Source organism: Brevibacterium otitidis (genome assembly GCF_042429315.1).
Lineage (GTDB): Bacteria > Actinomycetota > Actinomycetes > Actinomycetales > Brevibacteriaceae > Brevibacterium > Brevibacterium otitidis.
In genome coordinates this window covers 437-21,244 of the sequence record NZ_JBHMAU010000010.1, presented here as the reverse complement: position 1 = coordinate 21,244, position 20,808 = coordinate 437, and the positions used below count along the sequence as shown (strand labels likewise).

The following is a 20,808-nucleotide window of genomic DNA, read 5'->3' as shown; positions in this document are numbered from 1 at the left end:
AAACGATAACACCCGCAACGGAACGGTAACAGAAACCGCCGAGATCGGCATGTACATGCGGATCCCACGGACGCAGAGAATGCACAGAAAAGTTCCTTTGCTCATCTGCGCACATGTTGGATCAACAAACATTTGCGCCTATCATTGAACGTATGCCTGATACCCGTGCGCAAGTGCCTGCCGAGCCGAGCCCTGCCCTCATCCGCCGGTGGCAGCGGCACCTGGCCAATGAGCGCCTCGAAGAGCGTGTCTACCGCAAACTCGCCGCCCGCAAGGAGGGCGAGGAGCGTGAGATCCTCCTCGCCATCGCCGATGCCGAACGCCGCCACCAACAGCACTGGATCGAACTCCTCGGCCCGCATGCCGAGCATCGCCGGCGCCCTGACCTCGGCACTCTCATCCTCTCGATGCTCGGCAGCATCTTCGGCTCCGTCTTTGTGCTCGCCCTCATCCAGCAGCAGGAGACCACCAGCCCGTACGAGACCGACCAGTTCGCCACCGACCAGATGGCCGCTGATGAGAAGGTCCACGCCGAGGTCGTGCGCGCCCTGGCGGCGAAGTCCCGCGCCCGGCTCTCCGGCAACTTCCGCGCCGCCGTCTTCGGCACCAATGACGGTCTCGTCTCGAACCTCGCCCTCGTCCTCGGCGTCGGCGCTGCCGGCATGTCGAACCCGGTCATCCTGCTCACCGGCATCTCCGGCCTGCTCGCCGGAGCCCTGTCGATGGGTGCTGGCGAGTACATCTCCGTGCGCAGCCAGCGCGAGCTGCTCGAGGCCTCCCGCCCGGTCCGGCAGCCCGCCGAGGCGCTCACCGCCCTCGACTTCGACGCCAATGAGCTCTCCCTCGTCTACCGCGCCCGCGGCCACGACCCGGAGACCGCGCTGGCCAAGGCCCGGCGCACCCTCGCCCGCGCCCACGGCGGCACCCTGCCGTCCCATACCGCGCAGGTCGCCGGCGATGCCGAGCACGAGGAGCTCGGCACCGGGCTGGGAGCTGCCGCCTCGTCGTTCTGCTTCTTCGCCTCGGGCGCGGTCGTGCCGATCCTGCCCTACATCTTCGGCATGTCCGGGATGCCGGCGGTCCTCACCGCCGCCGGGCTCGTGGGCCTCGTGCTGCTGGGCACCGGCGGCACCGTCGGCGTGCTCTCCGGCCGCCCGCCGCTGCCGCGCGCGCTGCGCCAGCTGGCCATCGGATTCGGCGCGGCCACCGCGACCTATCTGCTCGGCCTGCTCTTCGGCACCTCGGTCGGCTGACGCCTCGGGCCCGGCGCTCCCACAGGCCGGGCACAACGGCCGCTGGCCGCGGCAGGTGATTTAATTGGGAGCATGACCCTCGCCCATTCTCTGGCTCTCGTCGACGTCAGCGCGGGCACGCACGAGCTCGCCGATCTCAGCGCCGCGCACCTGCCTGTCGACGACCTCTCAGCCCACCGCGGCGACGGCATCTTCGAGACCGTCCTCGTCATCGTCACCGACGGTGTGCCCTCCATCAAGGCCCGCCGGCTGCACTTCGACCGGTTCCGCGGTTCGGCGCGCGCTCTCGGCCTGCCGGTACCCGTTCCCGAGGTGTGGGACGCCGCCGTCGACGACGTCGCCCGGGCCGTCGTGGCCGCCAATCCCGGCGTCGCCGAATTCACCATCCGCTACACGCTCTCCCGCGGGCTCGACGCTCCGCGCGGCTGGTCGATGTCGATCTCACTGCCGGATGAGTACCCGGCACAGCGGCGCGAGGGCATCGATGTCATCAGCCTCGACCGCGGCGTCGAATCCTATGTCGGCGAGGCCGCGCCCTGGCTGCTGCTGGGGGCGAAGACCCTGTCCTATGCCGTGAACATGGCCGCCGGCCGCTGGGTGGAGGAGCATGGGGCCGATGACGGGCTGTTCATCAGCCGCGACGGCCTGGTGCTCGAAGGCCCCACCGCCAATGTCATCATCCGCCGCGGACATGAGCTCATCACCCCGGACCCCAAGGCGGGGCTGCTGCATGGGACGACCCAGCAGACGATCTTCTCTGCCGCCGCCGACCACGGCTTCCTGTGCTCCTATGCCGATCTCACCCGCGATGATCTGCTCACCGCCGATGGCGCGTGGCTCGTGTCCTCGGCCCGGGTCGCGATCCCCATCCGCAGCCTCGACGGCGAAGCGCTGCCGGTCGATCCCGCCCTCAGCGGGCAGATGTACGACTGGGTCGTCGGCGCCCCGGACGACGGCGCGAGCGGAGAGCCCGGAGCTGGGGAGTCTGCGTCGAAGGAGCCGACGCCGGAGGAACCTGGAGCTGAGGAGCCTGCGTCGGAGGAGCCGGCCTCTGAGGAGACCGGGCCGGCATGACGGTAGGGGCGATCCTCTTCGGGCTGCTGACCGGCACCGTCATCGGCCTGACCGGAGGCGGCGGAGCGATCGTCGCAGTCCCGGCACTCGTCTACGGCCTCAGTCTGCCGATGGCCACCGCGGTGCCCACCTCGCTCATTGTCGTCGCCTCCTCATCGATCGGCGGGATCCTGCCGCGGCTGCGCGCGAAGATGGTCGACTGGCCGATCGCCGGCACCATCGGCGTGACTGGCATGCTCACAGCGATCATCGGCGCACGCGTGCACGACCTGTTCCCCGAACGCGGCCTGCTCATCGCCTTCGGCGTGCTCATGCTGGTCGCAGCGATCCGCATGTTCATGCCGATGCCCCACGTCGATCCCGACACCGGCGCCTTCACCGCCGCCCGGATCGCCAAGGGCGTGGCCACCGGCGCGATCGTCGGCTTCCTCACCGGTCTGCTCGGCGTCGGCGGCGGATTCCTCATCGTGCCGGCGCTGACGATCCTGCTGCATGTGCCCATCCACATCGCCGTCGGCACCTCGCTGGCCGTCGTCGCCCTCAACTCGCTCGCCGGGATCATCGGCTATGCCGACCGGCTGGCCGGACTCGACTGGCCGGTGGCCATCACCTATACGCTGTGCGCCATGCTCGCCTCCCTGTTCGCCGGGCAGCTCGGCCGCCGCCTGCCCAACAGCTGGGTGCGCTACGGCTTCGCCACCCTCGTCATCCTGCTGGCCGCCTTCGTGTTCTTCGAGACCTTCGTCCTGCAGGGCTGACGGGCAGACACTGCAGGGCTGACGCGCGAACGCGGCCGGGCTGACGGGCAAACGATGCCGGGCAGGCGCCGACGAGCGGTAGGCTGGGACGAGAAGTCCCGAAACTGACCTCAGAACTGACCTCAGATCCGCAAGGGAGATGGAGACATGGGAAAGATCGCGTGGCAGATCCTCGGCGTCGGCGGCACCGCGCTGGCGACCTTCGCTGCTCGCAAGGCACTGGGCATCGTGTGGGAGAAGACCACCTCGAAGCCGGTGCCCATCAACACCGAAGACGAAGAAGTCGGCCTGAGTGAGGCACTGGCCTGGACGATCATCTCCGGTGTCGGCATCGCCGTCGCCCAGCTTGTCGTGCAGCGCTACGCCGCAGCCGCCGTGCGCAACCGCTTCGGCGAGACGGCACTGCCCAAGAAGCTGCAGAAGGACGCCGAGATCGACTGAGCGCACTCCGCTGACCTCAGCCGCCCGCGGTGCCGGTTCCCCACCGGTGCAGCGGGCGGTCTCATACCCCCTCTCACTGCACAGAACCCCAGGTCAGCAGGGTTCGAACCCTGCGCGAGCTCACCAGCGAGAACACGCCTGCCGCGCCCTATTGACACCGCCTGTACCCAGCCTCACACTGTGAGGCATGACACAGCCGCGTGAGCCGTATCCGGGCCTGCAGCCGCCGGAGAGCTCCACCCCCACCACGGTTCCGGGAAGCACTCCGGTCACCGGTGAGTTCCACAGCATGCGCCCCGGCGGCTTCGGCGCCGCCCGCCGGCCCACACCTCGGCCGGGGGAGGCTGACACTCCCGGCGCCCGCCGCATGCTCTTCTCCGCCGAGGAATATGAGCAGCGCCTGGCCGCCGTGCGCCACCGGATGCGCGACCAGGGCCTGTCCGGGCTCATCGTCACCGACCCGGCGAACATGTTCTACCTCACCGGCTACAACGCCTGGTCCTTCTACACCCCGCAGCTGCTCTACGTGCCGGCATCGGGCCCGATGACACTGTTCGCTCGGGAGATGGACGCCCACGGAGCGCAGCGCACCTGCTGGCTGCCCGAGGAGGACATCGTCGGCTACCCCGAGCGCTACGTCCACCGCCCGCACATCCACCCCTTCGACTGGATTGCGTTCGCCCTGCGGCAGCGCTGGGAGGTCGCCCCGGCCGCCCATGGCTGCATCGGCGTGGAGATGGACAGCCACTACTACTCCCCGCGCGCCCACCGCGCACTCGTCCACGGCATCCCGGAGTGGACGCTGGTGGATTCCTTCGAGCTCGTCAACTGGATCCGGGCGATCAAATCTCCAGCCGAGATCGCGATCATGCGACAAGCCGCTCAGGTCACGACCGCGGCGATGAACGCCGCACTCAACGCCGTTGAGCCAGGTGTCCGGCAGAACGACGTCGCCGCCGCGATCGCCCACGCTCAGGCGGCCGGCACCGCCGAGGTGTGGGGAGACTTCCCGGCGATCGTGCCGATGCTGCCGACCGGTGAGGGCGCCGACACCCCACACCTGACGTGGACCGACCGCAGGCTCAGGTCCGGGGAGCCGGTCGTCATCGAACTCGCCGGCGCCCATCACCGCTACCATGTGCCGCTGGCCCGCACCGTCATGCTCGGCAAGCCGCCGGCTCAGCTGCAGCACACCGCAGATGTCCTCGCCGAAGCGCTGAATGAGGTGCTGGAGACGATGCGCCCGGACGTGCCGGTCGCCGAACTCGCCCGGGTGTGGAATGCGGTGCTCGCCCGCCACGAGATGGTCAAGGAGTCCCGGCTGGGCTATTCGATCGGGATCGGCTATCCCCCGGACTGGGGTGAGCGGACGATCTCGCTGCGCAGCGAAGACGAGCAGGTGCTCGCCGCCGGCATGACCTTCCATGTCATCGCCGGTATGTGGCTCGATGGCATCGGCTACGAAGTCAGCGAACCTGTTGCCGTCACCGCCACCGGCGTCGAGCGCTTCACCGACTTCCCCCGCACCCTCATCAGGAAGTGACGGACATGGCAGGCCCCGACCCAGCGCGCACCCGGCCGGCAGACAGCTCCCTGCCCGGCCGGCTCGTGGAGCTGACCGGGGATCTCATCCGCGCCCGAGGTGAGAATCCCGGCGGCACCGAAGCGGCCACCGTCGATGTCATCGCCAGGTTCGCGATCGCCCACGGCCTGCTCGTCCACACCGCCGAGGCGGCTGCGGGCCGGCCGAACATCATCGTCACCGCCCCGGCCAGCCCAGCAGCGGCTGCACTGCCAGCACCCAGCACGGCGCCGGCGTCCACCTCGCTGCCGGCACGCACCACGGCGCCGGCGTCCACCCCGCTGCCGGCACGCGGCGGCCGCGCGGCGCGGCCCGGGCTGCTGTTCCTCGGACATTCGGATGTCGTGCCCGCCGGGCCCGGCTGGTCGGGCGATCCCTTCGAGCCGCGGGTCACCGGCGACTGGCTCACCGGCCGCGGCTCCTCCGATATGAAGGGCGGCTTGGCCGCGGTGCTGTGGGCGCTGGCCGATGCCCACGCCTCCGGTCAGCTGCTGGCCCCGGTGAGCCTGGCCGTCACCGTCGATGAGGAGGATCTGGGCACCGGCATCCGCCACCTCGTCGCCGATGGGTTCGGCCCGCATGCCGGCCAGCAGTTCTCCGGCTGCATCGTCACCGAGCCGACCGATCTGCAGATCGTCACCGCCTGCCGCGGGGATGCGTACCTGGAGGTGCAGCTGAGCGGGATCGCCGCGCATTCGGGCCGGCCTGCCGATGGGCGGTCGGCGATCATCGCCGCCGCCCGCCTCATCACCCTGCTGATGGAGAACCAGGAGCACCTCGACGCCCACGGCCACCCGCTGCTCGGCGCCGGGTCGTGGAGCCCGGGGATCATCGCCGGCGGGCAGGGCACCTCGATGGTCGCCGATGCCTGCCGGGTCTCCATCGACCGCCGCCGGCTGCCCGCTGAGGACGCCGCCCAGATCGCCTCCTGGCTCGTCGCGGCCGCAGCCGAGGCGGACATCACCGGCGATGGGATCGGCCTCGGCGTCGAGGTGACGATGGAGATGCCCGGGTTCATCACCGAGCCGGACGCCCCGCTCGTCACCACCCTGCAGGCCGCAGCCGAGGCGGTGACCGGCTCTGTGCCGGCGTGCACCGTGTGGACGGCCGCCTGCGATGGCGGCTACATCGCCCGGGACTTCGAGATCCCCACCCTCGTGTGCGGGCCGGGCTCGATCGGCAAACAGGCCCACCACGTCGATGAGTCCATCAGCATCACGGAGATGACGACCGCCTGCCGGATCTACCGGCAGCTCATCGACGCCCTCGCCAGGTGATCACCGGCTCAGTCCTCACCGACGCCGTCGGCAGGTGGCCGGCTCAGTCCTCACCGGCGAGGACCTGCAGAGTCTGCACCACCTCGGCGACGGTCACCTGCCCGGGCGCCGAGCCCTCGCCGACGGTCGCGAAGGTCGCCGCGGAGCCGAACTCGCCGCCCACGAGCCGGGTGAACCGGCCCTTGCGGCCCATCGCGATGACGATGACGGGGATCTCGAGGCGGGCGCTGGCGCGTTCAGCGGCGTCGAGGACAGCGAGCACATCGGTGGTGGTGTGCGGCATGACCGCGACCTTCGCGGCCGCCACGCCGATCTCGGCCATCCCCTGCATGGTGCGCAGCAGCTGCTTGGCCGGCGGGGTATCGGTGAAGTCGTGGGCCGAGGCAACCGAGGCGACCCGCGCCTCGGCGGCGGCAGCGACGAGCTCAGCGGCATCCCGGCGGGCGAACTCGATGTCGATGGCAGCCGGTCCGGCGGCGAGCGCCTCGCGGAGGAGAGCGGTGTAGGCGTCCTCGTCGAGTTCGGCGGCCCCGCCCTCGTCTGCAGTGCGCAGCGTCAGCAGCACCGGCAGCGCGGTGTGGGCGCTGATCGCGGCGAGGCCGGCGGCGAACAGCTCAGTGCCGGCCTCCGGGGTGCCCTCGTCGAACTCGGTCAGGGCGTCGACGCGCCATTCGAGAGCGTCGATGCCATCGGTGGCAGCGCAGGCGGCGGCGAGCCGGCCGAGCTCATCGAGGTCTGCGGCGACGAGGGGGACGATGACGGCAGGAAGCTCAGCAGCGGCGACGAACGGCAGCGGTCTCATGGCACTACCCTAGGCCACCGCCTCGGGCGCGGGTGCGTCATGCTGCGGGAGCGGGCAGGGCATGCATCAGGAGCGGGTGCGTCATGACTCGAACAGCGACTGGCCGATGTACTCGCCCTCTGCTGCGCCGGGCGGGATCGCCCACACGGTTGAGCCGATCGGCGCCGTCCATTGGTTCAGCAGATCGACCTCGTCGAGGCGGCGCTGGATCGGCAGGAACTGGCGTTCGACCGAGGCCTGGTAGGAGGCGAACATGAGCCCGGCGGTGCCGACGATCGCGCTGCCGGTCGGCCCGGTGCCGGCGTCAGCGGCGTCCGGCACCTGATGGTAGTTGTAGACCCGCCGGTAGATCTGCTGCTCAGGGGCGTCGTTGTTGCGGCTGCGGGCGACGTGGCTGGCCGGCGAGATGAGCGTGAAGCCCTTGTCGTCGGTGGCGTTCAGATCCGGGATGTCGTGCTCCTCGGCGCCGGTCAGCGGGGCGCCGTGAGCGAGGTCGCGGCCGATCGAGAACTCGCGTGCCGGCCGGTCGGCCTCATCCCAGGTGGCGAGGTTCATGTCGATATCGCGCAGCACCAGGGAGGTGCCACCCTCCAGCCACGCCGGATAGTCGGCGGCCAGGTCCAGAGGCGGCTCACCTCGGGCGGAGAACACCGGATCGGCATGCCCGCGGGTCTCACCCCACACGAGCCGCGCGAAGTCCTCCGAGCCCGGCCCTGGATTGGCGGTGCCGTCGACCTGGCCGAAGAGATTGCGGGTGGTGGTGCCCTGCGGATCGGAGCCGTAGGAGCGGCGGAAACTCGAGCGCGACCAGGCGACGTCCATGAAGGCGCGGGCGTCCTTGAGCAGCATCCGCACCGCATGGGCGATGGTAAACGGGTCGTCGCTGCACACCTGCAGCAGCAGATCGCCGCGGCACAGGCGATCCTTCAAGCGGTCGATGCCGAAGGACGGCAGCGGGGCGAGCCAGTCCGGCGCGTGCCGCTCACCTGCAAGCTCGACGAAACCGCGGCCGAAGCCGAAGGTCACCGTCAGCCGGGCCGGGCGCGTGTTGAGCTCCGGTTCCGTATCCGCCAGCGGCGCAGCACCCTGGGTCATGAGCGCGGCATCATCGGTCAGCAGCCTGAGCATGCGCACTGCGCGGGTGGCGTCGGTGTCGGGTCTGCGCACGAGCGCGATGAACATCGCATGTGCCTGCGGCAGCGTTTCGACTCCGGCCTGGTGGCGGCCGTAGAACGGTTCGGTCTGGGTGCCGTTGAGGCCCGAGGTGTCGGGCTGGGGCTGGGCTTTCGCGGCCGGCTGGCGGCCTGCGAGGAACCCGAGTCCGGCGCCGGCAGCTCCTGCCCCGACGCCGAGTGCGGAGGCGCCGAGCAGGCCTCGGCGATCGATCTCCACTGACAATCATCTCCTCATGAAAGGGGTGGCCGCCTGCGACCGGCCGGTGCCGGGTGGCACTGGGCAATGCCGGCCGGCCAGTGCCGGCCGGCCGCAGGCAGCAGCTCAGGGCTGATCAGTGATCGTGATCGGCGTGCTCGTCATCGCCGTGGTCATGATCGTGGCCGCTGTGGTCACCATGGTCATGGCCGCTGTGGTCACCATGATCGTGGCCGCTGTGGTCACCATGATCGTGGCCGCTGTGGTCGCCCTGCTCGTACTCCTCCTGGGCGCCGGCGAACTCCTTAGCCGGCACGGTGACCTCCAGGTCACCGGCATCGGTCACAAGGGTGACCGTCACCTCGGCGCCGGGCTCGATGTCCTCGCTCAGCTCCATGAGCATGATGTGGTTGCCGCCGGGCTCCAGGGTCAGCTCTCCGCCGGCGGGGATGACGAAGCCGCCCTCCTTCTCCTGCATCATCGTCGAGCCGGTGGAGCCGTCCTCGACCGTCTCGTGCAGCTCGGTCATCCCGGCCATCGCAGCATCGGCGCCGGTGAACTGGATGTCCTGATCTGAGGAGTTCTTTAGCTGCCCGAACACGGCGGTCATGCCGTCATCGGCGGCCGCGGCCTTGACCCAACCCTCGGACAGGGTCAGGGCGGATGCGGCATCGACGGCGGCATCCGCCTCGGCGCCGGCTTGCGCATCAGCAGTGTCGGCATCACTGCTGCCGCAACCGGTGAGGGCGAGCGCCAGGCCGAGCGCGGAGGCGGCGGCAGCGGTGCGGAGCGCGCGGGTGCGAGTGGGGCGGAATGCGGTGGTCTTCTTCATGGTGGTGAGTCCTTTGCTCAAAGGTGCCGTGCACGGGTGCACGCAGGGGCGCCGGCGCATACGGGTGCGGCGGCGGGACCCTGCCGAGGGCACAGGTTCAGATGGAGACGATCTGCACCGCTCCCAGCTCGGGAGTCCGGTCGTGCAGATCAGGCAGGCAGTGCTGCCTGCAGGCGGGAGCCGAGGACTGCTGGCGGCCCGCGCCTGAACCGGGAGTCGAGGACGGCGCTCGTGACCGCGGCCAGCATCGGCACGACCTGCACGGGCAGGCGCGGGGTGAGCACGAGCGGCACGAAGCGGGTGACGGCGGTGGCGATGGGGCCGAGCGCCGCCTGGATGAGGGCGAAGATGAATTCCTCGCCGCATTTGAGGATCGCGATCGTCACGACCGCTGAGAGCACGTGGGCGATGAGCATCGAGGTGCCCGCACCGGCCTGTGCGGCAGCCTGCCCGGCGGCTGCGGCGGTATCGGCGACGGCGGCCGAGACCTCGGCGTCGGTCATGTGGTGGGCGTGCGCGCCGCTGCCGGCGCCGGTGCCCAGCTGCAGGTAGACCCGGCCGCTGTGGCCGCTGATGATGAGCGGGGCGTGGCTGAACAGGGTCATGAGGTGGTGCAGCGCCAGCTGCGCGAACGCCACGATCGCGCTGAGCGAGAGGATCCCGAGCCGCCGGCCGGCCAGCAGCACGCCGATCCACAGGGTGAGCACGAAGCACACGATGCCGGCCAGCAGTGAGGCGCTGCCGTGGGCGCCGAGGTGGAAGAGCGTCGCGATCGCGGTGGCGATGAATGCCGCACCCACCGAACGCCAGATGCGCAGCTGTCTGCTCATGCCACCTCCTCAGCTCACTCCTGCCGGCCCGCACCCGCGGTGCGAGCCCGCCTCATTCTACAACTTGTCGTGCAAACCTCGGGCCGCGGGTGTGACTGCGGGACGGCCGACGGGACCGCGCCTACGGCGGATGTGCGCCGAGTGCGCCGCATGCCCGCAGCACAGCGGTTGTGCACCGCCACCGGCGTAACGATGGGGTAACGTTCCGGCTTTCAGTGTTTGCCCAGGTCAGCTTGTCTTTTCTGAGCAGTTCGCGAGAGCGCATCGGAAGGCAGCCGGGCGCCGTCAGGGGGTCTGCGGTGGGCGGCTCCATAGACTGGTCGTCGTGGCCTGGCAGCGCTCTGACCTGCTTGTCGGTCGCCAGCCCGGGACCGGCCACAGCCCTGCGCGCCCTCCTGTTCTCTTCCTGCGCTGGGTCACACACCTGTGTTGCCGAAAGAAAGGTATCCGACCGCAGTGGCAGTCGTCGAAGCCTCACACGTATACAAGGTCTTCGGAAAGCGCGGGCGCGACGTCGTCAAACGCCTCGAAGCCGGTGCTGACCGCGCAGAGCTCTCCCACCTCGGCACCGCTGCCGTCATCGACGCCAGCTTCACCGTCGAACGCGGTGAGAGCTTCGTCGTGATGGGCCTCTCCGGATCCGGCAAGTCCACCCTCATCCGGATGATCAACGGACTGTGGTCACCCACCTCGGGAACAGTGCGCGTGGCCGGCGAGGACATCTCGCAGATGTCGGCAGCCCAGCTGCGGCGCGTGCGCCGGGACAACATCGCCATGGTCTTCCAGCACTTCGCGCTCATGCCGCACCGCACGGTGCGTGAGAACGCCGCCTACGCCCTCGAGATCAAGGAGGTCGCCAAGACCGAACGCCTTGAGCGCGCCGATCACTGGCTCGAAGTCGTCGGTCTCGACGGGTGGGGCGACAAGTACCCCAGCCAGCTCTCCGGCGGCATGCAGCAGCGTGTCGGCCTGGCCCGCGCACTCGCCTCGGAATCAGACATCCTCCTCATGGACGAAGCGTTCTCGGCACTCGACCCGCTGATCCGGCGCGAGATGCAGGAGCAGCTCGTCGAGCTGCAGTCGTCGCTGAACAAGACGATCATCTTCATCACCCACGACCTCAACGAGGCGATGTACCTCGGCGACCGGATCGCAGTCATGCGCGCTGGCCGGATCGTGCAGATCGGCACCGCCGAGGAGATCCTCACCGCCCCAGCCGATGACTATGTCGCGTCCTTCATCCAGGATGTCGACCGCACCCGTGTGCTCACGGCCGGTTCGGTCATGAAGACCACCGATGCGGTCGTGCCGGTGAGCGCCGGCCCGCGGGTGGCCGCCCGCGCGATGGAGGAGCGCAACGTCTCAGCGCTGTTCGTCACCGACCGCTCCCGCCAGCTGCTCGGCATCGTCACCGATGACGATGTCGTCGCTGCTGCCCGCACTGGGACCAGCGACCTCAGCGGGCTGCTGCGCACCGACGGCCTGCTCAGCGTCTCAGTCGACACGCCACTGTCCGACCTGTTCGCCCCCAGCGCCGAGGCGCTCGCGCCGCTGGCGGTGACCGATGACAAGAACCGGCTGGTCGGCATCATCCCGCGCATCCAGCTGCTCAATGCGATGGCCTCCGCCACGAGCGACACCTCGGCTGCATCCCCGCCGGAGGCTCTGGCAGGAGCCGGCGCGGCCGCCGCCGGCGGGTCATCACCGGCGAGCGGATCGACTGCCGCTGCAGTCATCGACGACGAGCAGAATCAGGAGGACTGAGCATGGACTTTCTCAAACCGCGCATCCCACTTGGCGACTGGGCTGAGGCGTTCCTCGACTGGTTCGAAGACGCGTTCGGCTGGCTCATCAACGGCGTCACCTGGCTGCTCGACGTGCTCTACGACAACATCGAGTCAGCGCTGACGTATCCGCATTTCCTCATCATGATCCTCATCTTCACCGCGATCGCCTGGGTGGCGGCGTCGTGGAAGCTGGCGATCTTCACTTTGCTCGGCTTCTACCTGCTGGCCGCACTCGATCAGTGGGAGACGGCCATGTCGACGGTCTCCCTCGTCATCGTCGCCGTCATCTTCGCGCTGCTGCTGGCCATTCCGATCGGCATCCTGGCAGCCAAGTCGCAGGTCGTCTCCACCATCGTGCGGCCGGTCCTCGACTTCATGCAGTCGATGCCGGCGCTGGCCTACCTGGTCCCTGCCATTGTGATGTTCGGCGTCGGCCAGGCCCCCGGGGCCATCGCCACGATCATCTTCGCGATGCCGCCGGGCGTGCGCCTGACCGAACTGGCCATCCGCCAGGTCGACCGCGAGGTCGTCGAGGCCGGCCACGCGTTCGGCGCCTCCGAGGGCCACATCCTCGGCCGCGTCCAGCTTCCGCTGGCGATGCCGACGATCATGGCCGGTGTCAACCAGGTCATCATGCTCGCCCTGTCGATGGTGGTGCTGGCCGGTATGGCCGGTGCCGGCGGGCTGGGCGGCCAGGTCATGCGCTCGATCAGCTCACTCGATGTGCCCCTCGGCGTCGAAGCCGGCATCGCCGTTGTCATCATCGCCATCTATCTCGACCGCGTCACCGCCGCACTCGGCTCCCGCAGCCCCGCCACCCGGGCAGCGGCGGCCTCCGCCGGCTGACCGCCCACCGCTGTCACACATCCGCAGAAGAACACAGGAAAGAGGTATCGTCCGATGAAACTCTCGACTCTGACCAAGACCGGCGGCATCCTGGCCGCATCGGTTCTCGCGCTCACCGCATGCGGTGGCGGCGGAACCGAATCCAACGGCGGATCAGGCAATGGCGACGGCCCTCAGGCCGAGATGGCTGACCCGGATCGCGACTGGGAGAACTGCACCCCCGGCGCCAACGCCCAGGACGTCACTGAAACCGAAGCAGACGACAACACCGACATCACCCTCGGTGCGTTCGACGGCTGGGATGAGTCCTTCGCCGCAGCCCACCTGACGAAGGCCGTTCTCGAAGAGGACGGCTACTCCGTCGACATCGAGAGTTTCCAGGCCGGGCCCGGCTTCACCGGTGTCGCCAACGGCGATATCGACGTCGTCCTCGACGGCTGGATGCCGCTGACGCACAAGGACTACATCGAGGAATTCGGCGACAAGATGGAGGTCCACGGCTGCTGGTACAACAACGCCAAGCTCACCATCGCCGTCAACGAGGACTCTCCCGCCCAGTCCATCGCCGACCTCAAGGACATGGGCGACGAGTACGGCAACACCCTCTACGGCATCGAGCCCGGCGCCGGCCTGACCTCGACGACGGAGAATGAGGCCATCCCGACCTACGGTCTGGACAACCTCGACTTCAAGATCTCCTCGACTCCGGCGATGCTCGCACAGCTGAAGAAGGCCACCGACGCCGGTGACAACGTCGCCGTGACCCTGTGGCGCCCGCACTGGGCCTACGACGCCTTCCCGGTCCGCGACCTCGAAGATCCCGAGGGCGCGATGGGCGGAGCTGAAGTGATCTACAACTTCGCCCGCGACGGCTTCGCCGAGGACAACCCGAAGGCCGCGCAGCTGCTGCAGAACCTCGTGCTCGATGACGAGAACCTCGCCAGCCTGGAGAACGTCATGTTCTCCGATGAGAACTACGGCGGCGAGAACCTCGACGAGGCCGTGGCCGAATGGCTCAAGGACAACCCGGACTTCGCCGAGAACTGGAGGGCCGGCAAGCTGAGCTGAGCTGAGCCGACTGCCGCCCGGCAGACCCCTGCGACGCCTGCCCCGCATCTGCATGATGCGGGGCAGGCGCGTCTCTTCCTGCGGCCCCGCCGCCGCTGCGCCCGCTTCGGCCTGGCAGGGACGCATGAGCCTATTGCCATTAGTGCTTATGAGCACCCGGCGCCTACTGTGTCGGTCATGCTCGTCAACGTCCACCATCTGCTGCCGCCGCAGCCCGGGCACGCCCCGGCGAGCGTGCGGCTGCCGCGTCACCGCGGGTATGTCGTCGACACCCGCGACTGGGGTCCGGCGCTCACCGGTGACGAGGCGGAGGGCACCGAGCCGCGTGCGTGCACGGTGTGCGCGCTCGCCCATGAGCTCGTCGACGTGCTCGAGCGGCTCTCCCACACGACCGAAGTGTTCGAGGTCATCGTCCCGTGGTGGCTGCACATCGGGCGGCTGCGCTCAACCCTGGCCAGCCACCTCGACGATGTGCGCATCGGGCGGATGGTGCTGCACGGCAGCCTCGATGGCCTCGAGGACCTGCTGTGGTCGACCGACGGGCTGGAGGAGTCGACTGACTGCGCGCTCACCGGTCACGCCGACCTCGCCGCTGTCGCCGTCGAGCATGCCAGCGTGCTCACCGCCCGGCACGTCCTCGGCGAGCGCACCCGGGAGCTGCTCATCCACCTCGGCTGCCCGGCCTTCGGGCCTGCCGCCGAGTTCCTGCCCGCTCCCGCTGCCGGGCCCGTGCGGGTGGGCCTGACCGGGGAGGGTGAGCACTTCGTCACCCGGGTCGTCTCCGCCCAGGGGCAGCTCGATGCCGAGGCGTTCTGCCGGCTGCTGCCCGAGGCGGCGGCCGGGGCGTGCCGGATCCGCGGCACCGTGTGGGTCGACTCCCGGCCGGAGACCCGCGTGCGGGTGTGCGGGATCGGCACTCAGGTGTGGATGGAGGAGGACGGCCAGTGGTTCGCCCCGGCGTTCTCCTCACCATCAGCGGTGCTCGCCTGCCATCACAGTGCGGATCCGCATGTCATCGACGCGCTGTGCCACTGGCACCCCCACCACGGCGACCGGTGTTCGCGCATCGCACTCACCGCTCCGCGGGAGTACGCCCAGGACTGGGCGGGCCTGCTGGCCGGGGCGGTGCGCTCCCAGCCGACGCTGCCCGACCACCTGTCCCAGCACTGAACCACCAGCTCTGCACCATCAGCTACAGAAAGGCACCCTCATGAAGGTCCGCAACTCACTGCGCTCGCTGAAGAACCAGCCCGGCTCCCAGGTGGTGCGCCGCCGCGGAAAGACCTATGTCATCAACAAGAAGAACCCGCGCCTCAAGGCTCGGCAGGGCTGACGCTTCAGCTGCCGAAGCTGCTGACGCTTCAGCACCTGCCCTCACATGCGCAGCCAGGTCTGCGCTGCGGCTGAGACCACGGCACCATCGGCAACAGCCGCCTCCAGCCAGTCGACCGGCTGGCCGTCGGCCCCAATGACTCCATCGGCGAGCACGACGACATCGAAATTGCAGGCCAGCCCGGCCATCGCCGTGTGGTAGACCGCACGCGCCTCGTCGACACCGCCGATGATGAGCCGGTCGACTGACAGGTCGTGCAGCCCAGGAGCCAGGTCGTCGATGCCGTCGAAGGCATCGGCGACCGGTGAGCTCAGCGCCAGATCGTCCTCCTCCTGCCCGAGCCCGCCGGCAGGCACATCGGCATCCGCATCCGCTGACGCCTCTGCAGGCTCCTCAACTGGGACGCGATCGTCACTGCAGTGCTCAGCGACCGCCTCGGCGACGGGGGCCTGCACATAGGCGACCACGCCGTCGGCGACGCGTGCCCGAGTGAGAACTTCGGTAAGCTGTGCAGAGATCTCAGACACGGCATCGCTGCTGCCTGCGGTGTTCATGAGCATGAGTGCGTCCATGGCAACAGCATAGCCACCGCCGCAGGGCGGAACCCACGCCTGGAGGAGGGACGATGGCCGATCTGCGCTACACCTACCGTTTCGCCTCCGAACACATAGGCAAGCGGCGTGACGACAACTTCGTCCTCTACTCCGACAACGCCGAGGTCGCCTCGATGACCTCGATCCGAGAGGCCGCCCGGGCGCTGGCCGCCGCCGAGGAATCCGATGAGGAGCGGCCGTTCCTGTGGATCGACATGTATCGGCCCACGCATGAGGATCTGACCGAACTGGCGGAGTCGTTCTCCCTGCACCCGCTGGCGATCGAGGATGCGATCGAAGCGCATCAGCGGCCGAAGTTCGAACGCTACGGCTCCACCGAGTTCGTCGTGCTGCGCCCGGCGGTCATCCGCCGGGCGAAGTCGGCGGAGAAGTCCGATGCGCAGGCGGCCGCGGGCACGAGTGCGCCGCCGGTGGAGATCCGAGTAGGAGAGGTCCACATCTTCCTCGGCGCCCGGTTCATCATCGTCATCCGGCACGGCACGCTGCTTGATACGCAGAACGTCCGCGAGGTCTTCGAGTCCGACACGCGGTTCACCGGCTTCCCGCAGTTCTCTGCGCTCTACCGTGTCATGGACCGCATCGTTGACAACTATCTGCCGGTGGTGGCGATCCTCGAGGACCAGACCGATGACCTCGAAGAGCGGATCTTCACCGGCAGCCCTGCAAAGTCGCAGGACATCTACCATCTCTCCCGTGAGCTCATCGAGCTCGACCGGGCGGTCAAGCCGCTCGAAGGGGTCATCGACAACCTCTTCACCTCGCTCGTCGTGCACACGGTGCCGGCAGAACTGCAGCGCGGCCTGCGCGACGTCGCCGACCACATCCACGGTGTGAATGAGCGCGTCGAACGGCTGCGCAGCGTGCTGCGGGAGCTGTTCACCTTCAACTCGACGATCATCTCCGAGGCGCAGAACGAAGACATGCGCCGAATGAATGAGCTGTCGATCCAGCAGAACGAGCAGATGAAGAAGATCTCCGCCTGGGCCGGTATCCTCTTCTTCCCGTCATTGGTCGCCGGCACCTACGGCATGAACTTCGCGAACATGCCGGAGCTGCACTGGGTGCTGGGCTATCCCTTCGCCCTTCTGCTCATGGTCGCCGGCTCCGGGTTCCTGTTCTGGCTGTTCAAGCGCGCCGGGTGGCTCTGACCGTCCCTGCCTGCAGAAATGCTGGAAGGCCCGCCCCAGGCCGCATGCGAGAATTCCACACGTGACCCGATCCCCCTGGCTTCATCTCCTCGCCTCCTACAGCGCAGCCGACCTGCCGCTGTGCCGGCGCTTCGAAATGAACCCCGACGCCCTCATCGAGATCTCCGGTGCCGACCGCCTCGGCGACCTCACCCCGGCCAACACGATCGAGGTCCCGCAGCTGCCCGAGATCACCGCCACGACGCTGACCGCCGAGGCGATCGCCGCTGACGACCCGCTGGCCACCACGCTGGCCGCTGCCCTGCGGCAGGCGCTGCAGCGCCGCCAGCTGCTGTGGCTGGCCGCCATCGACGCCGGGCAGGTCACCCGGTTGCAGGAGGCGTTCGGGGCGAACGTGCTCCACGTCGCCGGGGCAGGAGAGAACGGCTGCGTGCCGGTGGCGCTCAACCCCGAGAACTGGGTGCGCACGTGGGCGCATGGGTCGCCTGCCCAACAGGCATTCGTGCGCGCAGCCGGCACCGGCACCGATGCGCTGACGCTGACCCGCCGCAGCCTGGCGGCACTGCGCCGCACCGCCGCCCCGATCATCGAACGGTCCTGGCCGCGCCGGTTCTTCCGCAGCCCGAAGGTCATCGCCTATCTGGTGGTGCTCGTGTACTCGGCGCTGCGGGCCCTGCCGGTATCCTTCGTCTCGCAGTTCAAGGGCCAGCTGTCGGTGCTGTGGACGATCGACCTCGTCACCGCGATCCCGTACACGTGGGGTGTCATCGCGATGGTCGCCGGACGCCGGCGGATCACCCGGCTGCTCGGCACGATCGTCGCGATCATCACTTTCACCGCCCCGTACGTGTACTTCTGGCTCAAGGGGGACCGGTACCCGCTCTACGTCATCCTCATCGTCGCCGGTCTCATCGTCTTCACCTGCCTGCTGGAGGCGTCCCGCTGGCAGCGCGACCGGATCGTCAAGTGGCGTCTCGGCGGCCGCGCGCCGACGCGGCTGGACATCTCCGAGTCCTCCTAATGTGTCGCGTCACAAGCTCGCGCAATAGGTCACACAATTGGGGTATGGCACGAGCTGGGCGCCCGAAGGCCAAGCTGGAGCTAACCGAGAATGAGCGGGCACAGCTGCTGCGCTGGTCTCGGCGGCAGAAGTCCTCGCCGGCGCAGACCGGTGTCGATCTGCTCACCGACAAGCAGGTCGCCTGCCTGGAAGCGCTCTTCGCTGACGAGCAGCATAGCGAGGTCGAGGTCACCTGGGGCATTTACCAACGTCTGGTGGTGGCCGACCGGCAACCTGACAAGAAGTTCGGCCGCTCCCTGCTCAACAAGGAAATCGATGACATCAGCACAGGCGTTCCCACAGCACTCGTGGAGATACGCAGCCTGGGTCGGACCCTGAACCGGCGCGCCGCTGACGTGCTCGCGTTCTTCGACCGGCCAGGCACCTCCAACAGCCCCCACCGAGGCCATCAACGCCCGACTCGAGCACCTCCGCGGTATCGCCCTGGCCTTCCGGAACCTGACCCACTACATCGCCCGCAGCCTCCTCGAAGCCGGCGGATTCAAACCCCGACTACACCCTCGATTACGAAGAGCCCCTTTCTATGAGTCTCGTTGCCACCCACCCGTTGCACTCTCAACTAGAACCCGGGGTGTGGCCAGAGATTCGATGTCGTGATACCGTTGCCAACCAACGCGCTGCAAAATGTGAAGAGGACCACGATGTCGACACCCGATGCCGCGCCAGCTGGCCATGATTGGATGCCCCGTGCCCCGGAAGCCGACGGCACCTGGCTATTGTTCGACGCACGCTGCTCAACTTGCAGTCGAATCTCCGAGAAGCTTGAAGAGGCCTCCGCCGGCAAGCTCGCAGTGCTACCGCTCGACTCAGACTTCGCCGTGCAAGCTCGCCAGGCGGTCTTCGGTCACTCACCTCCCCACAAGCCCACATTGCTGAAAGTCACTAAGGGTCAACCCAGAGCGTGGGTTGGCGCCAGAATCGCGCCTTTGGTCGCTCACGAAGTTGGCATTGAACCTTCACTGCGCATCCTTAAGGTGCTAGGACTCGAACGTACCGGTGCAGAGCGGGACGCGGAGATCACGAACGACCGATTGCTCTCAAGGCGCGGATTCGCCCACCTCGCCGCGGGCATCGCTGCCGCGTCCGGAATTTTGGCTACCGGAAGCTTCACTGGAGTACGTTCGGCGGCCGCTGCAGAGACTTCGGTGAAAACAGTCGCCGGGCTAGGGCACGTGTGAAGGAGTTGATGACCCTCGCCCTTGATAGCAAAGACTTTCTCGGGATTGCAGATGCGGCAATGATTGATGCCATGAAGAATATGGCGTTGTCAAGCTCATCGGATATTTCCGAGTCTCAGTTCCTGCTGCGGCCTGCAGCCAAGACAGCCCAACAATACTCAACTGCAGACCCGATTATCCAGGCATTGGAAAAGACTCATACGAATGGTCAAGTTATTGAGACCCTCGGTCTTGCAGTCGAAAACACTGGGATCATGTACACGATCGATTTCACGAGCGCCGATGAGAGCGTTCACGCAACGCGGTACTCGTTCGACGCGAAGGCTGGAAATCTGGAATTTGTAGACGCCAGTGCTGGAGGGGTCAGGTTAGAGCCAGTTCCTGACGGCGTGGCGACGCACGGGAAGGATCCATGCGGCGGGTGCGCCAGCGCCACCAAGCTGCAACTCGGACCGCGATGCAAAACAAGTAAGCCTGTTCAGTGCGTACTCACCGGCGCAGGCTGCGGGGCCTGTATAGCTAGTTGCAGCGCTATCAATGCATCGTGTATTCTCTGCGTTGTCTCATCTTGCGGTTCCGCACTGGTTTCGTGTTGTGAAAAAACCGGAGACGGCGCCTGCTTCCCCTGCGGCGCAAGACCCTAATGTTGAAACCAGACGGAGGAAGGGATGATGAGAGAGATAATCACAGCTTTCGTTCTCGGACTTACATTTGCCGCCAGCATTTTAACAGGGTTTGATGGACTTCATTTCGGCTTCAGGGAGATTCTCCTAGTNGTCCTTCCGCATGGCGAAGTCCGACCTAGCAGCCCGACCGATCTTCCACCACACCCGGGACGCAATCGAAGCGCACCTGACCATCGTGTTCACCGCACTGGCAGTCACCCGCCACATGCAAGCCAGGACAGGACTGTCGCTGAAGCAGATCATCACCACGCTGCGACCCATCCACGCCGCACTTATCGAGACCAACGGAAAGATCGTGAAGATCCCCGCCCGCATCCCAGACAACGCCGCAAAGATCATCACCCAAATCAACGCAGAACCAGGACACTAAACGAATGCGCTAACTCAGGAGTCGTGTTTCCTGCTCTTGCACTCATCGGCTTAGCCTCACTGCTCATCAGATATAGCCGTCGCGACGAACTTTCGGCCCGTTCGTAATTGTCTTCAGCAGGGCCCGGTCGCGTTGCAGGTTCAGGGCCCTGGCATCGCGCAGGACTCGTTTGCGCCGGTATTGCCAGATCGCCTGCCACGCATCTGGATGCCCTTCAGGGTTCCAGACGGGTTCGTGAATGACGTTCACGCATCTCACATCCAGCCGTTTCACTCCTTTAGCGGCTCTTCAGAGTTGAGTGTGGGGTGAGGCATCTAGACTCCCGCCGATGAGGAGCATTCGTAGCTGGTAGTGCTCGAAGTTGCGGAACCTGCGAGCGATCCGCCTGCCCAGCTCGATGAGCCCGTTGACCGCCTCGGTGCCACCGTTGCTGGCACCGTCGGTGTCGAAGTACGCCAGGATCGTCGTCTTCCACTT

Annotated in this window: 21 protein-coding genes and 2 pseudogenes; 16 read left to right on the top strand and 7 right to left on the bottom strand. The window is 67.6% G+C overall.

Annotation, left to right across the window (positions count from 1 at the left end):
• Positions 1 to 152 precede the first annotated feature (152 nt).
• The 6 genes from ACFFN1_RS00880 (at position 153) to ACFFN1_RS00855 (ending at position 6,385) form a co-directional block, all read left to right on the top strand.
• Positions 153 to 1,253: a VIT1/CCC1 transporter family protein gene (locus ACFFN1_RS00880; RefSeq protein ID WP_376837723.1), complete on the top strand. Its 1,101-nt coding sequence runs from the start codon at positions 153 to 155 to the stop codon at positions 1,251 to 1,253.
• Between the two features lie 72 nt (positions 1,254 to 1,325).
• On the top strand, positions 1,326 to 2,327 hold the full coding sequence (locus ACFFN1_RS00875) for an aminotransferase class IV (protein WP_376837721.1): 1,002 nt from the start codon (positions 1,326 to 1,328) through the stop codon (positions 2,325 to 2,327).
• A complete protein-coding gene (locus ACFFN1_RS00870; RefSeq protein ID WP_376837719.1) occupies positions 2,324 to 3,085 on the top strand; it encodes a sulfite exporter TauE/SafE family protein in 762 nt (253 codons plus the stop codon). The genes ACFFN1_RS00875 and ACFFN1_RS00870 overlap by 4 nt, the downstream gene beginning before the upstream one ends.
• A gap of 147 nt (positions 3,086 to 3,232) precedes the next feature.
• Positions 3,233 to 3,526 carry a DUF4235 domain-containing protein gene (locus ACFFN1_RS00865; RefSeq protein ID WP_376837717.1) on the top strand — a complete coding sequence of 98 codons (294 nt, stop codon included), beginning with the start codon at positions 3,233 to 3,235 and terminating at the stop codon, positions 3,524 to 3,526.
• Positions 3,527 to 3,713: 187 nt separating this feature from the next.
• Complete coding sequence (locus tag ACFFN1_RS00860) at positions 3,714 to 5,069, top strand: M24 family metallopeptidase (RefSeq protein ID WP_376837716.1); 1,356 nt, start codon at positions 3,714 to 3,716, stop codon at positions 5,067 to 5,069.
• A gap of 5 nt (positions 5,070 to 5,074) precedes the next feature.
• Positions 5,075 to 6,385 carry a M20 family metallopeptidase gene (locus tag ACFFN1_RS00855; RefSeq protein ID WP_376837714.1) on the top strand — a complete coding sequence of 437 codons (1,311 nt, stop codon included), beginning with the start codon at positions 5,075 to 5,077 and terminating at the stop codon, positions 6,383 to 6,385.
• Positions 6,386 to 6,428: 43 nt separating this feature from the next.
• On the opposite strand, the gene aroD is transcribed toward ACFFN1_RS00855, so the two are convergent.
• The 4 genes from aroD to ACFFN1_RS00835 form a co-directional block, all read right to left on the bottom strand.
• Positions 6,429 to 7,187, bottom strand: a complete 759-nt coding sequence (gene aroD / locus ACFFN1_RS00850; protein ID WP_376837712.1) for a type I 3-dehydroquinate dehydratase — start codon at positions 7,185 to 7,187, stop codon at positions 6,429 to 6,431.
• Positions 7,188 to 7,268: 81 nt separating this feature from the next.
• On the bottom strand, positions 7,269 to 8,579 hold the full coding sequence (locus ACFFN1_RS00845; RefSeq protein WP_376837710.1) for a Dyp-type peroxidase: 1,311 nt from the start codon (positions 8,577 to 8,579) through the stop codon (positions 7,269 to 7,271).
• A 115-nt stretch (positions 8,580 to 8,694) separates the two neighbouring features.
• A complete protein-coding gene (locus ACFFN1_RS00840; RefSeq protein WP_376837709.1) occupies positions 8,695 to 9,390 on the bottom strand; it encodes a copper chaperone PCu(A)C in 696 nt (231 codons plus the stop codon).
• A 149-nt stretch (positions 9,391 to 9,539) separates the two neighbouring features.
• Positions 9,540 to 10,220: a hypothetical protein gene (locus tag ACFFN1_RS00835; RefSeq protein ID WP_376837707.1), complete on the bottom strand. Its 681-nt coding sequence runs from the start codon at positions 10,218 to 10,220 to the stop codon at positions 9,540 to 9,542.
• 456 nt (positions 10,221 to 10,676) lie between these two features.
• On the opposite strand from ACFFN1_RS00835, the gene ACFFN1_RS00830 reads away from it, so the two are divergent.
• From ACFFN1_RS00830 to ykgO, 5 genes are all read left to right on the top strand, one after another.
• Positions 10,677 to 11,984: a quaternary amine ABC transporter ATP-binding protein gene (locus tag ACFFN1_RS00830; protein WP_376837705.1), complete on the top strand. Its 1,308-nt coding sequence runs from the start codon at positions 10,677 to 10,679 to the stop codon at positions 11,982 to 11,984.
• 2 nt (positions 11,985 to 11,986) lie between these two features.
• Positions 11,987 to 12,853: an ABC transporter permease gene (locus tag ACFFN1_RS00825; protein ID WP_376837704.1), complete on the top strand. Its 867-nt coding sequence runs from the start codon at positions 11,987 to 11,989 to the stop codon at positions 12,851 to 12,853.
• A gap of 54 nt (positions 12,854 to 12,907) precedes the next feature.
• Complete coding sequence (locus ACFFN1_RS00820; protein ID WP_376837702.1) at positions 12,908 to 13,921, top strand: glycine betaine ABC transporter substrate-binding protein; 1,014 nt, start codon at positions 12,908 to 12,910, stop codon at positions 13,919 to 13,921.
• Between the two features lie 177 nt (positions 13,922 to 14,098).
• Positions 14,099 to 15,091 carry a GTP-binding protein gene (locus tag ACFFN1_RS00815; protein WP_376837701.1) on the top strand — a complete coding sequence of 331 codons (993 nt, stop codon included), beginning with the start codon at positions 14,099 to 14,101 and terminating at the stop codon, positions 15,089 to 15,091.
• Positions 15,092 to 15,131: 40 nt separating this feature from the next.
• A complete protein-coding gene (ykgO, locus tag ACFFN1_RS00810) occupies positions 15,132 to 15,254 on the top strand; it encodes a type B 50S ribosomal protein L36 (protein ID WP_376837699.1) in 123 nt (40 codons plus the stop codon).
• A gap of 41 nt (positions 15,255 to 15,295) precedes the next feature.
• On the opposite strand, the gene ACFFN1_RS00805 is transcribed toward ykgO, so the two are convergent.
• Complete coding sequence (locus ACFFN1_RS00805; protein WP_376837697.1) at positions 15,296 to 15,826, bottom strand: cysteine hydrolase family protein; 531 nt, start codon at positions 15,824 to 15,826, stop codon at positions 15,296 to 15,298.
• A 53-nt stretch (positions 15,827 to 15,879) separates the two neighbouring features.
• On the opposite strand from ACFFN1_RS00805, the gene ACFFN1_RS00800 reads away from it, so the two are divergent.
• The 5 genes and pseudogenes from ACFFN1_RS00800 to ACFFN1_RS00780 form a co-directional block, all read left to right on the top strand.
• A complete protein-coding gene (locus ACFFN1_RS00800) occupies positions 15,880 to 17,016 on the top strand; it encodes a magnesium and cobalt transport protein CorA (RefSeq protein ID WP_376837695.1) in 1,137 nt (378 codons plus the stop codon).
• Between the two features lie 61 nt (positions 17,017 to 17,077).
• Positions 17,078 to 18,037 (top strand): cytochrome C oxidase subunit IV, encoded by a 960-nt coding sequence (locus ACFFN1_RS00795; RefSeq protein WP_376837693.1) that lies wholly within the window; start codon positions 17,078 to 17,080, stop codon positions 18,035 to 18,037.
• A 146-nt stretch (positions 18,038 to 18,183) separates the two neighbouring features.
• A pseudogene (locus ACFFN1_RS00790) lies at positions 18,184 to 18,601 on the top strand (transposase); the annotation flags it as partial.
• Positions 18,602 to 19,283: 682 nt separating this feature from the next.
• Positions 19,284 to 19,919: a hypothetical protein gene (locus tag ACFFN1_RS00785; RefSeq protein ID WP_376837691.1), complete on the top strand. Its 636-nt coding sequence runs from the start codon at positions 19,284 to 19,286 to the stop codon at positions 19,917 to 19,919.
• Positions 19,920 to 20,052: 133 nt separating this feature from the next.
• Positions 20,053 to 20,331, top strand: a pseudogene (locus ACFFN1_RS00780) (IS1634 family transposase); the annotation flags it as partial.
• A 66-nt stretch (positions 20,332 to 20,397) separates the two neighbouring features.
• On the opposite strand, the gene ACFFN1_RS00775 reads toward ACFFN1_RS00780, so the two are convergent.
• Together ACFFN1_RS00775 and ACFFN1_RS00770 are read right to left on the bottom strand one after the other, a co-directional pair.
• Entirely contained in the window at positions 20,398 to 20,580 is a 183-nt protein-coding gene (locus ACFFN1_RS00775; RefSeq protein WP_376837688.1) for a hypothetical protein, read from the bottom strand.
• A gap of 39 nt (positions 20,581 to 20,619) precedes the next feature.
• Positions 20,620 to 20,808: transposase (locus ACFFN1_RS00770; RefSeq protein ID WP_376837686.1), on the bottom strand; the 189-nt coding region annotated here is incomplete at its 5' end.

Excerpts from the sequence above, each read along its gene's own strand:
- ACFFN1_RS00820 (WP_376837702.1), top strand. The coding sequence starts at position 12,908 with ATGAAACTCTCGACTCTGACCAAGACCGGCGGCATCCTGGCCGCATCG.
- ACFFN1_RS00805 (WP_376837697.1), bottom strand. The coding sequence starts at position 15,826 with ATGGACGCACTCATGCTCATGAACACCGCAGGCAGCAGCGATGCCGTG.
- ACFFN1_RS00840 (WP_376837709.1), bottom strand. The coding sequence starts at position 9,390 with ATGAAGAAGACCACCGCATTCCGCCCCACTCGCACCCGCGCGCTCCGC.
- ACFFN1_RS00835 (WP_376837707.1), bottom strand. The coding sequence starts at position 10,220 with ATGAGCAGACAGCTGCGCATCTGGCGTTCGGTGGGTGCGGCATTCATC.
- ACFFN1_RS00870 (WP_376837719.1), top strand. The coding sequence starts at position 2,324 with ATGACGGTAGGGGCGATCCTCTTCGGGCTGCTGACCGGCACCGTCATC.
- ACFFN1_RS00825 (WP_376837704.1), top strand. The coding sequence starts at position 11,987 with ATGGACTTTCTCAAACCGCGCATCCCACTTGGCGACTGGGCTGAGGCG.
- ACFFN1_RS00865 (WP_376837717.1), top strand. The coding sequence starts at position 3,233 with ATGGGAAAGATCGCGTGGCAGATCCTCGGCGTCGGCGGCACCGCGCTG.
- ACFFN1_RS00880 (WP_376837723.1), top strand. The coding sequence starts at position 153 with ATGCCTGATACCCGTGCGCAAGTGCCTGCCGAGCCGAGCCCTGCCCTC.
- aroD (WP_376837712.1), bottom strand. The coding sequence starts at position 7,187 with ATGAGACCGCTGCCGTTCGTCGCCGCTGCTGAGCTTCCTGCCGTCATC.
- ACFFN1_RS00860 (WP_376837716.1), top strand. The coding sequence starts at position 3,714 with ATGACACAGCCGCGTGAGCCGTATCCGGGCCTGCAGCCGCCGGAGAGC.
- ACFFN1_RS00815 (WP_376837701.1), top strand. The coding sequence starts at position 14,099 with ATGCTCGTCAACGTCCACCATCTGCTGCCGCCGCAGCCCGGGCACGCC.
- ykgO (WP_376837699.1), top strand. The coding sequence starts at position 15,132 with ATGAAGGTCCGCAACTCACTGCGCTCGCTGAAGAACCAGCCCGGCTCC.
- ACFFN1_RS00800 (WP_376837695.1), top strand. The coding sequence starts at position 15,880 with ATGGCCGATCTGCGCTACACCTACCGTTTCGCCTCCGAACACATAGGC.
- ACFFN1_RS00875 (WP_376837721.1), top strand. The coding sequence starts at position 1,326 with ATGACCCTCGCCCATTCTCTGGCTCTCGTCGACGTCAGCGCGGGCACG.
- ACFFN1_RS00855 (WP_376837714.1), top strand. The coding sequence starts at position 5,075 with ATGGCAGGCCCCGACCCAGCGCGCACCCGGCCGGCAGACAGCTCCCTG.
- ACFFN1_RS00785 (WP_376837691.1), top strand. The coding sequence starts at position 19,284 with ATGACCCTCGCCCTTGATAGCAAAGACTTTCTCGGGATTGCAGATGCG.